Source organism: Nitrobacter sp., from assembly GCF_051535215.1.
Taxonomy (GTDB): domain Bacteria; phylum Pseudomonadota; class Alphaproteobacteria; order Rhizobiales; family Xanthobacteraceae; genus Nitrobacter.
In genome coordinates this window covers 14336-27498 of sequence record NZ_JBPPLY010000025.1, presented here as the reverse complement: position 1 = coordinate 27498, position 13163 = coordinate 14336, and the positions used below count along the sequence as shown (strand labels likewise).

At 62.3% G+C, this 13163-nt stretch carries 14 protein-coding genes; 11 read left to right on the top strand and 3 right to left on the bottom strand.

Annotated features, from left to right (window positions below):
* The 11 genes from ACS3WB_RS15525 to ACS3WB_RS15475 form a co-directional block, all read left to right on the top strand.
* A partial coding sequence (locus ACS3WB_RS15525; protein ID WP_438276383.1) for a RelA/SpoT AH/RIS domain-containing protein occupies positions 1 to 572 on the top strand: 572 nt, incomplete at its 5' end.
* A 199-nt stretch (positions 573 to 771) separates the two neighbouring features.
* Complete coding sequence (locus ACS3WB_RS15520) at positions 772 to 1542, top strand: pyridoxine 5'-phosphate synthase (RefSeq protein ID WP_438276382.1); 771 nt, start codon at positions 772 to 774, stop codon at positions 1540 to 1542.
* A complete protein-coding gene (gene acpS, locus ACS3WB_RS15515) occupies positions 1539 to 1958 on the top strand; it encodes a holo-ACP synthase (protein ID WP_438276381.1) in 420 nt (139 codons plus the stop codon). The genes ACS3WB_RS15520 and acpS overlap by 4 nt, the downstream gene beginning before the upstream one ends.
* A gap of 414 nt (positions 1959 to 2372) precedes the next feature.
* A complete protein-coding gene (gene lepB / locus ACS3WB_RS15510; RefSeq protein ID WP_438276380.1) occupies positions 2373 to 3131 on the top strand; it encodes a signal peptidase I in 759 nt (252 codons plus the stop codon).
* Positions 3128 to 3928 carry a ribonuclease III gene (gene rnc / locus ACS3WB_RS15505; protein WP_438276379.1) on the top strand — a complete coding sequence of 267 codons (801 nt, stop codon included), beginning with the start codon at positions 3128 to 3130 and terminating at the stop codon, positions 3926 to 3928. The genes lepB and rnc overlap by 4 nt, the downstream gene beginning before the upstream one ends.
* Complete coding sequence (gene era, locus ACS3WB_RS15500) at positions 3925 to 4836, top strand: GTPase Era (protein WP_438276378.1); 912 nt, start codon at positions 3925 to 3927, stop codon at positions 4834 to 4836. Before rnc ends, era begins: the two co-directional genes overlap by 4 nt.
* A 6-nt stretch (positions 4837 to 4842) precedes the next feature.
* Complete coding sequence (locus ACS3WB_RS15495) at positions 4843 to 5220, top strand: hypothetical protein (RefSeq protein WP_438276377.1); 378 nt, start codon at positions 4843 to 4845, stop codon at positions 5218 to 5220.
* A gap of 42 nt (positions 5221 to 5262) precedes the next feature.
* On the top strand, positions 5263 to 6024 hold the full coding sequence (recO, locus tag ACS3WB_RS15490; RefSeq protein ID WP_438276376.1) for a DNA repair protein RecO: 762 nt from the start codon (positions 5263 to 5265) through the stop codon (positions 6022 to 6024).
* A gap of 145 nt (positions 6025 to 6169) precedes the next feature.
* Entirely contained in the window at positions 6170 to 8419 is a 2250-nt protein-coding gene (parC, locus tag ACS3WB_RS15485; protein ID WP_438276375.1) for a DNA topoisomerase IV subunit A, read from the top strand.
* A gap of 33 nt (positions 8420 to 8452) precedes the next feature.
* Positions 8453 to 8842: an arsenate reductase (glutaredoxin) gene (gene arsC / locus ACS3WB_RS15480; RefSeq protein WP_438276374.1), complete on the top strand. Its 390-nt coding sequence runs from the start codon at positions 8453 to 8455 to the stop codon at positions 8840 to 8842.
* 235 nt (positions 8843 to 9077) lie between these two features.
* Complete coding sequence (locus tag ACS3WB_RS15475) at positions 9078 to 10463, top strand: Nramp family divalent metal transporter (RefSeq protein WP_438276373.1); 1386 nt, start codon at positions 9078 to 9080, stop codon at positions 10461 to 10463.
* A gap of 22 nt (positions 10464 to 10485) precedes the next feature.
* Here the strand turns inward: ACS3WB_RS15475 and ACS3WB_RS15470 are convergent, their stop codons facing one another.
* The 3 genes from ACS3WB_RS15470 to hemB all read right to left on the bottom strand — a co-directional run bounded on the left by ACS3WB_RS15470 (position 10486) and on the right by hemB (position 13072).
* Complete coding sequence (locus tag ACS3WB_RS15470; RefSeq protein ID WP_438276372.1) at positions 10486 to 11259, bottom strand: arginyltransferase; 774 nt, start codon at positions 11257 to 11259, stop codon at positions 10486 to 10488.
* A gap of 80 nt (positions 11260 to 11339) precedes the next feature.
* Positions 11340 to 11882: an RDD family protein gene (locus tag ACS3WB_RS15465; protein WP_438276371.1), complete on the bottom strand. Its 543-nt coding sequence runs from the start codon at positions 11880 to 11882 to the stop codon at positions 11340 to 11342.
* A gap of 128 nt (positions 11883 to 12010) precedes the next feature.
* Positions 12011 to 13072 (bottom strand): porphobilinogen synthase, encoded by a 1062-nt coding sequence (gene hemB / locus ACS3WB_RS15460; RefSeq protein ID WP_438276370.1) that lies wholly within the window; start codon positions 13070 to 13072, stop codon positions 12011 to 12013.
* Positions 13073 to 13163 lie beyond the last annotated feature (91 nt).

Sequence of the window (13163 nt, the reverse complement as noted above, 5' to 3'; positions counted from 1 at the left end):
ATGTCGCGCGCGCGATGTATCCAGACTACAAGGAAGAGCGGTCGGGCCGTTTCGGCGTCAAGAAGAGCCTGGCGGAGAAGCTGAAATTGAAGTCGCCGCCGGATCCTGCCCGCAGCCCGCTGGCTATCCCGATCGGCGGCATCAATTCGAATTTGCCGACCAAGTTCGCGCCCAATGGTGGCGCGGTGCCCGGCGATCGCATTGTCGGCATCGTCACGCCCGGCGAGGGCATCACGATCTATCCGATCCAGTCCCCGGCGCTCAAGGATTTCGAGGAAGAGCCCGAGCGCTGGCTCGATGTTCGCTGGGACGTTGACGACACCACGCTGCAGCGGTTTCCGGCGCGCATCGTGCTTGATAGCCTTAACGAGCCTGGCAGCCTTGCGCAGGTTGCGACCGTGATTGCCGAGCACGATGGCAACATCGACAATATCAGCATGAGCAGGCGTTCGGATGACTTCACCGAAATGACCATCGACCTCGAGGTCTACGACCTCAAGCATCTCAGCGCCATCATCGCCCAGTTGCGCGCCAAGGACGTCGTGGCGCGGGTCGAGCGGGTCAATGGCTAGCGGTCTGATTCCAACATTGGCATTCCGTTGCGGCAGTTTTGAATTTTGCAGTCGCTCGCCGGATTTCCTGCAAAGTGGATAGCGAATGTCGGATTCACTCTACCAGACGTGTCATTGCCGGGTCCGATCCGGCGACCTATCAAACCAAAAAAATCTGCGTCCGCATCAAGTCCGGGCGTGACAAACGGCGGTCTGTTCCATGCTCAATCCTTCCGCGATCCGTCTCGGACTCAATGTCGATCACGTCGCCACCCTGCGCAACGCGCGAGGCAGCGCCCGGCCCGACCCGGTGCGCATCGCGCTTGCGGCGGTCGAGGCGGGCGTCGACGGCATTACCGCGCATCTGCGCGAGGATCGCCGCCACATTCGCGACGTCGACATGGCGCGGCTGAAGGCCGAAATTCCAAAACCGCTCAACTTCGAAATGGCCGCAACGGCCGAGATGCAGCGAATTGCATTGGCCACCAAGCCGCATGCGGTCTGTCTCGTGCCGGAGCGTCGCGAGGAACTTACCACGGAAGGCGGGCTCGATCTGGTCGGCCAGCGCGCCGCGCTGGCGCCTTTCATCGCGAAATTCAACGACGCCGGCATCCAGGTGTCGCTGTTCATTTCCGCCGATCCGGAGCAGATCGAGACGGCGGCGCAACTGCGCGCGCCGGCCATCGAGATTCACACCGGCGGCTGGTGCGATGCTGTCGTCGACGGTCATAAGCAGAAGGCGGATGCCGAATGGCGCCGCATTGTCGAAGGCGCCGCATTAGCCAAGGCGGCTGGTCTCGAGGTTCACGCCGGGCACGGTCTCGATTATGCCACGGCGGAGACGATCGCGGCGCTGCCGGAGATCGTCGAACTGAACATCGGCTACTTCATGATGGGGGAGGCGCTGCTCGTCGGTATCGCTGAGACCGTACGCATGATGCGTGCGGCCATGGATCGCGGCCGTGCCAGGCTGAAGGCGCCTCCGGCATGATCATCGGCATCGGCTCCGATCTGGTCGACATCCGCCGGGTGGCGAAGGTTATCGAGCGGCACGGTGACCGTTTTCTCGATCGTATCTTCACGGACACTGAGCGGGCGAAAGCCCAGCGCCGCGCCAACAATGAAAAGATGGTGGTCGCGACTTACGCGAAACGGTTTGCTGCGAAGGAGGCCTGCTCCAAGGCGCTCGGGACGGGGATCCGGCGTGGCGTGTGGTGGCGGGACATGGGGGTCGTCAATCTGCCGGCAGGTCGGCCCACCATGACGCTCACGGGCGGGGCGTTGAGGCAGTTGCAGATGCTGACGCCGGAGGGGTTCGACGCGCGGATCGATCTCAGTCTCACCGACGACTGGCCGGTGGCGCAGGCTTTCGTCATAATTTCGGCCGTCGCGCCGGGCAGATTTTGATTCCCGGTTTTCGATCCCGAGTTTCGTCCGAAACTAAAAATATGCGTAATATCAATATGCTATAGAATTCTTGCGACGCGGTCGATTGCACAGCCACGAACAACGGTCTAAAAAGCCGCCGGTACTTCGGGGCTGGTGTGGCACTTCGGCGGTCGCGAACTTCTGAACCTCAAACCACACCGGAAATCATAAAAGTTGCTAGTGTTCCTTTGATTCCAAAGAGCGCATCAAGGTGCTGCAAGGGACGTGGGAACTGCGGGATCGGAACGCTAGGGAATTCAGTGCAAATCGTGGCGGGGCTGCGCGCGGTTTCGTCCAGACAACAGAATGACAGCGTTTTGTGCGGAACGGACACGCTTCGCCTTGGACGCTTTTGCCGCCGCTTCAGGCGGCAGCGACGGACATAGGAAAGCGATGAGCGTGACATCCGGAACCAAAACTGAAAGCGGCGTCGGCGAGACCATCCGTGTCGTTATCCATGCTCTCATCATCGCTTTGGTGATCCGGACCTTTCTGTTTCAGCCATTCAATATTCCCTCTGGATCGATGAAGGCGACGCTGCTGGTCGGCGATTACCTGTTCGTTTCGAAGTACTCGTACGGCTACAGTCACTTTTCCATCCCGTTTTCGCCGCCGCTGTTTTCGGGGCGCATCTTCGGCTCCGAACCGAGCCGCGGCGATGTCGTGGTGTTTCGTCTGCCGAAGGACAATTCGACCGACTATATCAAGCGCGTGATCGGCCTGCCGGGCGACCGTATCCAGATGAAGGAGGGGCTGCTCTATATCAACGACACGCCTGTGCAGCGCGAGCGGCTGCCCGATTTCGTCGGGGAGGACCCGTGCGGCTCCGACGCGACCGCGCGGGTCAAGCAGTGGAAGGAAACGCTGCCGAACGGTGTCACCTACAAGACGCTCGATTGCGTCGACAACGGCTTCTACGATAACACCAGCATCTACACGGTGCCGCCCGGCCATTTCTTCATGATGGGCGACAACCGCGACAATTCCACCGACAGCCGCGTGCTCTCCGCTGTCGGCTACGTGCCGTTTGAGAACCTGGTCGGACGGGCGCAGATGATCTTCTTCTCGATCGAGGAGGGCGAGCACGCCTGGCAGATCTGGCGCTGGCCCACCGCGGTGCGCTGGAAGCGCATCTTCTCCATCGTGCGATGATCGACGAATCGGCTGACATCAAGCCAGTGCCGAGTTCCGATGACGTAGCCGTGCTGTCCGGCACCGAGCCGGCGGCGCCTGCGCCGAAGAAGAAGCGGGCGCGGACCAGCACCAAGGCGATCATGGCCGCGATCGAACAACGGCTGGGCCACAAGTTTGCCGATATTTCGCTTCTGGCCACCGCCTTCACCCATGTCTCGGCGCTGAAGTCCTCGCGCGGGCGCGCCGACAGTTATCAGCGTCTCGAATTTCTCGGCGATCACGTGCTCGGCCTGGTGGTCTCCGACATGCTCTATCGTGCCTTTCCCAAAGCGGACGAGGGCGAGTTATCAAAGCGGCTCGCCGATCTCGTGCGCAAGGAAACTTGTATCGACGTCGCCAAGTCGCTCGATCTGCTCGAGGGCATCAAGCTCGGCGCGGTCGGCGCCGGCGCCGGCGCGCGGTTGCGACGGTCCGTGCTCGGCGATATCTGCGAGGCAGTGATCGGCGCGGTCTATCTCGACGGCGGCTATGCGGCCGCGGCTGGCTTTGTCGAGCGCAACTGGCTCGAGCGGATGCGCAAGCCGGTGCGGCCGCTGCGGGATCCGAAGACCGTGCTGCAGGAGTGGGCGCAGGGCCAGGGACTGCCGACACCGGTTTACCGCGAGGTGGAGCGCACCGGGCCGCATCACGACCCGCGCTTCCGCGTCGCGGTGGAGTTGCCTGGGCTGGAAGCTTCCGAGGGCGTCGGCGGCAGCAAGCGCGCGGCGGAAAAGGCGGCTGCTTCCGCGATGATCGCCCGTGAAGGTGTCAAATGAGCGAAAGCGGCGCGGCGACCCGGTGCGGTTTCGTCGCGTTGATCGGGGCGCCCAACGTCGGCAAGTCCACCCTGGTCAATGCGCTGGTCGGCTCGAAAGTCACGATCGTCTCGCGAAAGGTGCAGACCACCCGTGCGCTCATCCGCGGCATCGTCGTCGAGAACAACGCCCAGATCGTTCTGGTCGATACGCCCGGCATCTTCACGCCGAAGCGACGGCTCGATCGCGCCATGGTCTCGACCGCCTGGAGCGGCGCCCACGACGCCGATCTCGTCTGCGTGCTGCTCGATGCGCGCGCCGGGATCGATGACGAGGCCGATGTCATCCTGACGAAGCTTGCAAGTGTGGCGCATCCTAAGATTCTCGTGCTGAACAAGATCGATCTTGTGCCCCGCGACAAGCTGCTGGCACTGGCGAGCGCTGCCAATGCACGCCTTGCCTTCGAAGATACGTTCATGATCTCCGCGCTGTCCGGCGACGGCGTCGACGATCTCCGCCGCGCGCTCGCCGCGCGCGTGCCGGAAGGGCCGTTTCATTATCCGGAAGACCAGATGTCGGATGCGCCGCTGCGTCATCTCGCTGCCGAAATCACGCGCGAGAAGATCTACCGTCATCTGCATCAGGAATTGCCGTATCAATCGACAGTCGAAACCGACACCTGGACCGAGCGCAGCGACAAATCGGTTCGCATCGAGCAGACTATCTTTGTGGAACGCGACAGCCAGCGTAAGATCGTGCTTGGCAAGGGTGGCGCGACCATCAAGGCGATCGGCGCCGACTCCCGCAAGGAGATCGCTGAAATTCTGGGCCAGCCGGTGCACCTGTTCCTGTTTGTGAAGGTGCGCGAGAACTGGGGTGACGATCCGAACCGTTATCGCGAAATGGGACTGGAGTTTCCAAAGTCGTAGGGTGCCATGATCGTCCCGAGAAACGTACTGCGGTTTGAAGTCCTGCTGTATCTGTCGCTCCTGATCGATACGTTGTCGGCTGCGTTCGTGGAACGTGCACCGCCCTATGGCGGCGATGCCGCGGAGGCAGGCGGCGACATGTTTGTCGTTCTCGTATTCGTGTTTTTCCTGCTTCTGGTCTGGCTCGCCGCACGGTATCGCATGAACTGGGCGCGATGGACATTGGTTGCGGCGCTCGCGCTCTCGGTGCTTTCGCTGTTCGATTCACTGAACCGCGGATTGACGCTGTCCTCCGGGATTGATCTGTTTTCGACCGTATTGGCCGGGGCCGGGATGTATTTTTCGTTCACGGACGATGCGAAAGACTGGTTCAATTCCGTCTGATCGGTGGCTGCGGAACGCCGCGCGATATTATAGGCTGCCGCCATGGAATGGACCGACGATGGCATCGTGCTCGGGGTGCGACGGCATGGCGAATCTTCGGCCATCGTCGAACTTCTGACGCGTGACCATGGCCGCCATCTCGGCCTTGTGCGCGGCGGCGCCGGATCGCGGATGCGTCCGCTGCTGCAGCCCGGAAATTCAGTCAGCGCGCTGTGGCGAGCGCGGCTCGATGAGCATCTTGGCACTTACGCATTGGAGGCCACGCGGATGCGCGCGGCGACCCTTCTCGCGGCGCCCCATGCGGCCTATGGCGTGACCCATCTGGCGGCGCTGGCGAGGTTGTTGCCCGAGCGCGATCCGCATGAGGATATTTTCGAGATGCTGGAGCGGACGCTGGACGATTTCGATCATACGGACGGGGCGGCGATTCATCTGATCCGGTTCGAACTGGCGATGCTGTCCGAACTCGGTTTCGGTCTCGATCTGTCTGTCTGCGCGGCGACGGGCGCGACCGCCGATCTCGTTTATGTTTCGCCGAAATCGGGAGGCGCGGTGTCGCGGCAGGCGGGCGAGCCCTGGCGCGACCGGCTTTTGCGGCTGCCATCCTTTTTACGCGAGGATCACAGTGTCGGGCAGGGCTGGTCCGAACAGGATGTGCGTGACGGGTTCGAACTGACCGGCCGCTTTCTGTTGCGCCACGTATTGGAGCCACGCGGGCAGGGTCATTCCGATGCGCGGGCCGGATTCATCAACGCGGTAATGAAGCATCACGCGCGGGCCGGCGCAGGGGCAATTCCCGGATAGGAATGCGATTCAAACGCCATGCCCCGCGGGAGCGGGCATCTAGTAAAGAGTCGTCTTCGATTATTGATCCAAGGCTGAGGTTGACACGCGATTCCGGTCTGATTCGTGCCTTGTCGCCGCACCCCGCAGGGGTTAACCCGTCTGCATGGGAAAACGATTGATTCCGGCCGAACCGGCCGAAATTCACGAAGTGCAACTGCGGGATGCTCTGGAAGAGCGCTATCTCGCATACGCGTTGTCCACCATCATGCACCGCGCGTTGCCTGACGCGCGCGATGGCCTTAAACCCGTGCATCGGCGCATCCTCTACGGCATGCGACTGCTGCGGCTCGATCCCGGATCGGCTTTCAAGAAATCCGCAAAGATCGTCGGCGACGTGATGGGCTCGTTCCATCCGCATGGCGATCAGGCGATCTATGACGCCATGGTCCGGCTCGCGCAGGATTTCGCCTCGCGTTATCCGCTGGTCGACGGTCAGGGCAACTTCGGCAATATCGACGGCGATAATCCCGCCGCCTATCGCTACACCGAAGCGCGCATGACCGACGTGGCGCGGCTGCTGCTCGACGGGATCGACGAGGACGCCGTCGAGTTCCGTCCCAACTACGACGGCCAGAGCCGTGAGCCGGTGGTGTTGCCGGGCGGCTTTCCGAATCTGCTCGCCAACGGCGCGCAGGGGATCGCGGTCGGCATGGCGACTGCGATTCCGCCGCACAACGCCGCTGAACTTTGCGACGCGGCGCTGCATTTGATTGATAAGCCCGATGCGAAATCCAGATCGTTGCTGAAGTGGGTGAAGGGCCCGGATTTTCCGACCGGCGGAATCATCATCGATTCCAAGGAGAGCATCGCGGAGGCCTACGCGACCGGACGTGGCGGCTTCCGCACCCGCGCCAAGTGGCATCGCGAGGACGGCGCGCGCGGCACCTGGGTCATCGTCGTCACCGAAATCCCCTGGCTGGTACAGAAATCGCGGCTGATCGAAAAGATCGCCGAACTGCTCAACGAGAAGAAGCTGCCGCTGGTCGGCGACATCAGGGACGAGTCGGCCGAAGACATCCGCGTCGTCATTGAGCCGAAGTCGCGCAACGTCGATCCCGAACTGGTGATGGAATCGCTGTTCAAGCTGACCGAGCTTGAGAGCCGGATTTCGCTCAACCTCAACGTCCTCATCAAGGGCAAGATTCCGAAGGTCGTAGGCCTTGCGGAGTGTCTTCGCGAATGGCTCGACCATCTGCGGGATGTGCTGCTGCGGCGTTCGGCCTATCGCAAGGCGCAGATCGAGCACCGGCTGGAGGTGCTCGGCGGTTATCTGATCGCGTATCTGAACATCGACAAGGTCATCAAGATCATCCGCACCGAGGACGAGCCGAAGCCGGCCTTGATGAAGGCGTTCAAGCTGACGGAAGTTCAGGCCGATGCCATCCTCAATATGCGCCTGCGCTCTTTGCGCAAGCTCGAGGAAATGGAAATCCGCACCGAGGACAAGAACCTTCGCAACGAATTGAAAGGCATCAACAAGATCCTCGGCTCGGAAACCGAGCAATGGGCCAAGGTCGGCGAACAGGTGCGCACCGTGCGCGACATGTTCGGACCGAAGACGCCGCTCGGCAAGCGCCGCACTGTCTTCGCCGACGCGCCGGAGCACGATCTCGCCGCGCTGGAGGAGTCGCTGGTCGAGCGCGAGCCGGTCACCGTTGTCGTCTCCGACAAGGGATGGGTGCGGACGCTGAAAGGCCACGTCGAGGATCTGTCGAGCCTGTCGTTCAAGACCGACGACAAGCTCGGCTTCGCGTTCTTCGCCGAGACCACGTCGAAGCTTCTGCTGTTCGCCACCAACGGAAGATTTTATTCCCTTGATGTCGCGAAGCTGCCGGGCGGGCGCGGCCATGGCGAGCCGATCCGGCTGTTCATCGATCTGGAACAGGATGCGGCGATCGTGTCGATGTTCGTCAACACCGGCGGTCGCAAGTTCCTGATCGCGAGCCACGAGGGGCAGGGGTTCGTCGTCAACGAGGACGATTGCGTCGGCACCACGCGCAAGGGCAAGCAGGTGCTTAACGTCGAAATGCCGAATGAGGCGAAGGCGATCGCGACGGTCTCGGGCGATCAGGTCGCGGTCATCGGCACCAATCACAAGATGGTCGTCTTTCCGCTGGACCAGGTGCCGGAGATGGCGCGCGGCCGCGGCGTACGGCTGCAGAAGTACAAGGGCGCAGGCCTGTCGGACGTTGCCGTGTTCGATTCGAAGGCCGGTCTGACGTGGAAAGACTCGGCGGGCCGCGAGCAGGGTCTGAGCTGGAAGGACTTGTCCGACTGGCGCGGCAACCGCGCCGACGCCGGCCGCCTCGCGCACGGCCTGCCGAAGTCGAACAAATTCGGCCGCGCCCTATGACATCGCGCATAGACATCTGAGCGGATGGCGACCATGACCGTGACGATCTATCACAATCCATCCTGCAGCACCTCCCGCAACACGCTGGCGATGATCCGGCAGAGCGGCGAGGAGCCGGTGATCGTCGAATATCTCAAGCATCCGCCGGATCGCACGCGGCTTCGTGCGCTGGCTGACGCCATGGGTGTTCCGATCCGCGCGCTGCTGAGGGAGAAAGGCACGCCCTACGCCGAACTCGATCTCGGCAATTCCAAATGGACCGACGACCAGATTCTCGATTTCATGCTGGCGCACCCCATCCTGATCGAGCGACCGATTGTGGAAACGGCGAAGGGCGCGCGGATATGCCGTCCGCCCGAGACGGTGTTCGAGTTGCTCGATTCCCCGGTTGCTTCCCGTGAAGCGGATCGCTCTCAGCCATAGCGTTTTCGAGTAAAACCGATGTCGGTTCGCGAAGAAAACGCATCAAATCAAAATCCTGGAGCCCGCTTCTGATTCCGTTTCTGATTCCGTCAGAAGCGAAAGGCTGTCGCTTATGTGGGATCGCGTCGGTCGGATGCCCCCCGATTGTCGAATCGCGGGTGCCTGCGCGGATCAGTCGCTAGATGCATTTGCAAATGAGTTGCAATAAAGAAGGGTTTGACCCATATTGCAGCCGATGGATGTAAAAACACCTGCTTTGCCGTCCGAACCGGCGCCGGAGCCGTCGCAGAGACCCTTTTCGGCAAAGGCTGGCTGGCACTCGGAAGCGTCCGCCCGCCCTAGCCTCGAGGAGGTCCATGCGACGGTGCGGGTGCCATCGACCGGGCACTGGCTGCGCCGCATGCTGGCTTTCGCCGGCCCCGGCTACATGGTCTCGGTGGGGTACATGGACCCCGGCAACTGGGCCACCGACATCGCGGGCGGCTCGCAGTTCGGCTACACGCTGCTGTCGGTCATCCTGCTGTCGAACCTCATGGCGATCCTGTTGCAGGCGCTGGCTGCGCGGCTCGGCATCGCGGCCGGCCGTGATCTCGCGCAGGCCTGCCGCGACAGCTATTCGCGGCCGGTCAATTTCATGCTCTGGCTGGCTTGCGAGGCCGCCATCATCGCCTGCGATCTGGCCGAGGTGATCGGCACGGCGATCGCGCTGCAACTGCTGTTCGGCATTCCGCTGATCGGCGGAGCGCTGATTGCGGCGCTGGATGCCTTCCTGCTGTTGCTCCTGATGAACAGAGGCTTCCGTTTCCTCGAGGCCTTTGTGGTCGTGCTGTTGATCGTCATCGCAGGTTGTTTTGCGATCCAGATCGTCGCCGCCGCGCCGCCGGTCGCGGAGGTGTTGCGCGGATTCGCGCCGTCGCGCGAGATCGTCACCAATCCGGAGATGCTCTACATCGCCATCGGCATCATCGGCGCAACGGTCATGCCGCATAACCTTTATCTGCATTCGTCGATCGTGCAGACGCGCGCATATCCGCGCAACGAGGAGGGGCGGCGAAGTGCGATCCGGTGGGCGACCGCCGACAGCACGCTCGCCTTGATGCTGGCCTTGTTCGTCAACGCGGCCATCCTGATCGTCGCCGCCGCGGTGTTTCACCGCAGCGGCCATACCGATGTGGCCGAGATCGGCGATGCGTTCAGATTGCTTTCGCCGCTGCTCGGTCTCGGCATCGCCTCGACGCTGTTCGCCGTCGCGCTGCTCGCATCGGGCATCAACTCCACGGTGACGGCCACGCTCGCCGGCCAGATCGTGATGGAAGGCTTTCTGCGCTTGCGGATGCCGATGTGGGCGCGACGGCTCGTCACCCGCGGCATTGCCGTCATTCCCGTTATCGTCGTCACCGCCGTTTACGGCGACAGCGGCACCGCGCAACTTCTCGTTCTCAGCCAGGTCGTTCTGTCGATGCAGTTGCCCTTCGCGGTGATCCCGCTGGTCCGCTTTGTCTCGGACCGACGCAAGATGGGCGAGTTCGCGATTTCAACCGGAACTGCTGCTGCTGCATGGATCGTTGCCGGCGTGATCGTGATCCTCAACATCAAGCTGCTGGTGGACACGGCCATATGATGGGTTGCGGCTGGACCCTGCTCTAGATTGCTGGATTGCCCGGCGCTCGGCTGTCTTCGTCGACCCGCAACCAGCCCGTTGGCGCAAGGCGCTGCTGCGGAAGGTAGCGGCCCTTGTAATCCATCTTCCGCGATCCTTCGATCCAGTAGCCGAGATACACATACGGCAGTCCGAGCTGCCGCGCGCGCGAGATGTGATCGAGGATCATGAAAGTGCCGAGCGATCGGTTCTGTTCCGACGGCTCGAAAAACGAATAGACCATCGAGAGCCCGTCGCTCAACACATCGGTGAGCGCCACCGCCACCAGATCGCCGCGTTCGTTGATGGCGCTGTCGAGGTCGCGCCTGCGATATTCGATGATGCGGGTTTCCACGTGGCTGTCTTCCACCATCATCGCGTAATCGAGCACGGTCATATCGGCCATGCCTCCGTGGCGGTGTCGCTGGTCGAGATAGGCTCGAAATATCGAATATTGCTCCGACGTCGGTACCGCGGCCCGCATGGTGCCGGCGATGTCGGCGTTGCGCGCCGTCACCTTGCGGAACTTGCGCGAAAGCCGAAATTCGTGCGCGACCACCCGCACCGAAACGCAGGCGCGACATTGGTCGCAGGCCGGACGGTAGGCGATTGACTGACTGCGGCGGAAACCGCCATGGGTCAGCAGGTCGTTGAGGTCGCCGGCCTTCTCGCCGACGAGATGCGTGAATACCTTGCGTTCGCTGCGATCGGGCAGATACGGGCACGGCGAAGGCGCCGTCAGATAGAATTGCGGGGTATCGCGCGAATGTTGGGTCACGGCGGTTTTGCAGGTCTCCGAAGCAGGTCACGCCGAGCATCGCGCTCTCGGAGCCGACCGTCAATCCGGTTGCCGCGATATCAATAACTTCGGTGAGGCTCCGCAACCGGTCCGAGAGCCGAATTGTTGATAATCACGGTGCCGAGCAGCATGTCGTGCAGCAGCCGGCGGCGTCCGTTGAAGAGGCCAACCAGGAGAATAAGCGGCGAAAAGATCGATATCGAGAACCAGAACAGGATCGCGTGCATCGCACCGAGCAAAAAATAGCTTGGGTCGCCGTACCAGGTGCGCATTTCCAGGTCCATGAGCCGCATTCCGATGGTCGCCGAATGCGGGCCGCCCAGAGAGAAGCCGTAATAGACGACAGCCCAGATCACGGTAGCAGGCGACACCAGCCAGAACAGCATCCAGCCAAGTCCGAGCGTGACGACGCCGAACAGCGCGATGAAGATCACGCCGAAAATCACGGGTATGGACAACACCACGAGATCAATCAGGAACGCAAAAAAGCGCCGCGTCAGAACGCCTCGAAACAGTTCGGGCTGCATCCAGGGGTCGAACGCATGATGCCGGAACTCGGTCGAGTTGCCGTTCTGCGCAGTGTTGAAGCCATTGTCGGCCATGACCAGATCCTCCACGGCTCGTCGACGGCATTGCTTGCCGCCCCCGGAAATGGCGACGCGGCGCCGGGGTTGCAAGACCTCGCAAGCGTTAAGGAACGGCAATGGTCCGGGCGGAGGGCGGCGGTTCGTCAGCCCTTCCGGTTGAGCCTCTCCGCTGCCGCGGGCGCGAAATAGGTGAGTACGCCGTCGGCGCCGGCACGTTTGAAAGCGACGAGGCTTTCCATCATGGCCCGGTCGCCGTCGATCCAGCCGTTGCCGGCGGCTGCGGCGATCATCGCGTACTCGCCCGATACCTGATAGGCGAAGGTCGGCACCCCGAAGGTGTCTTTCACGCGCCGCACAATGTCGAGATAGGGCATGCCTGGCTTTACCAGAACCATGTCGGCGCCTTCGGCGATGTCGAGTTCGACCTCGCGTAGCGCCTCATCGGAGTTGGCGCTGTCCATCTGATACGTCCGCTTGTCGCCGGTGAGCGCCTTGGCCGAGCCGATGGCGTCGCGGAAGGGACCGTAAAACGCCGACGCGTATTTGGCGGCGTAAGCCATGATCTGCACGTCGACGAAGCCGGCCTCGTCGAGCGCCAGTCGAATTGCGCCCACGCGTCCGTCCATCATGTCCGATGGCGCAATGATATCGCACCCGGCTTCGGCCTGCACCAGCGCCTGCCGGACCAGCACGGCAACCGTCTCGTCGTTGAGAATCCTGCCGTCCTCGATCAAGCCGTCATGGCCATGGCTGGTGAACGGATCGAGCGCCACGTCGCAGAGCACGCCGAGATCCGGAAATTCCCGCTTGATTGCGCGGACCGACCTGCACACCAGGTTCTTGGCATTAAGGGCCTCGCTGCCGCTGTCGTCCCGCAACGCGGGATCTGTGTAGGGGAACAGTGCAATGCAGGGGATGTTCAGCTTCAGCGCCCGTTCCGCGTCGCGCACGCACTGATCGACGCTGAGGCGGTCGACGCCAGGCATCGAGGGGACAGGCGTTCGTCCGTCGGCCCCATCGGCCACGAACAGAGGCCAGATCAGGTCGTCGGTGGTCAGGACGTTTTCACGAATCAGGCGGCGGGCCCATTCCGACTTTCGGTTGCGGCGCGGCCGGGCCACCAGATCGAGGGGCAGGGCGGAAGCGGCGCCTTCGCGGCGAGGTCCATCCCGCATTTCAATGGGACGCCCGTATTTTATCGCCATGTCGCACACACTCCCGAAAACCAGAAACCGATTTGATTTTGTTTCAATTCTACCATCAGGAACCGGCTTCGTCACCGCGCTCCTGCCTTGA

Excerpts from the sequence above, each read along its gene's own strand:
- ACS3WB_RS15520 (WP_438276382.1), top strand. The coding sequence starts at position 772 with ATGCTCAATCCTTCCGCGATCCGTCTCGGACTCAATGTCGATCACGTC.
- acpS (WP_438276381.1), top strand. The coding sequence starts at position 1,539 with ATGATCATCGGCATCGGCTCCGATCTGGTCGACATCCGCCGGGTGGCG.
- lepB (WP_438276380.1), top strand. The coding sequence starts at position 2,373 with ATGAGCGTGACATCCGGAACCAAAACTGAAAGCGGCGTCGGCGAGACC.
- rnc (WP_438276379.1), top strand. The coding sequence starts at position 3,128 with ATGATCGACGAATCGGCTGACATCAAGCCAGTGCCGAGTTCCGATGAC.
- era (WP_438276378.1), top strand. The coding sequence starts at position 3,925 with ATGAGCGAAAGCGGCGCGGCGACCCGGTGCGGTTTCGTCGCGTTGATC.
- ACS3WB_RS15495 (WP_438276377.1), top strand. The coding sequence starts at position 4,843 with ATGATCGTCCCGAGAAACGTACTGCGGTTTGAAGTCCTGCTGTATCTG.
- recO (WP_438276376.1), top strand. The coding sequence starts at position 5,263 with ATGGAATGGACCGACGATGGCATCGTGCTCGGGGTGCGACGGCATGGC.
- parC (WP_438276375.1), top strand. The coding sequence starts at position 6,170 with ATGGGAAAACGATTGATTCCGGCCGAACCGGCCGAAATTCACGAAGTG.
- arsC (WP_438276374.1), top strand. The coding sequence starts at position 8,453 with ATGACCGTGACGATCTATCACAATCCATCCTGCAGCACCTCCCGCAAC.
- ACS3WB_RS15475 (WP_438276373.1), top strand. The coding sequence starts at position 9,078 with ATGGATGTAAAAACACCTGCTTTGCCGTCCGAACCGGCGCCGGAGCCG.
- ACS3WB_RS15465 (WP_438276371.1), bottom strand. The coding sequence starts at position 11,882 with ATGGCCGACAATGGCTTCAACACTGCGCAGAACGGCAACTCGACCGAG.
- hemB (WP_438276370.1), bottom strand. The coding sequence starts at position 13,072 with ATGGCGATAAAATACGGGCGTCCCATTGAAATGCGGGATGGACCTCGC.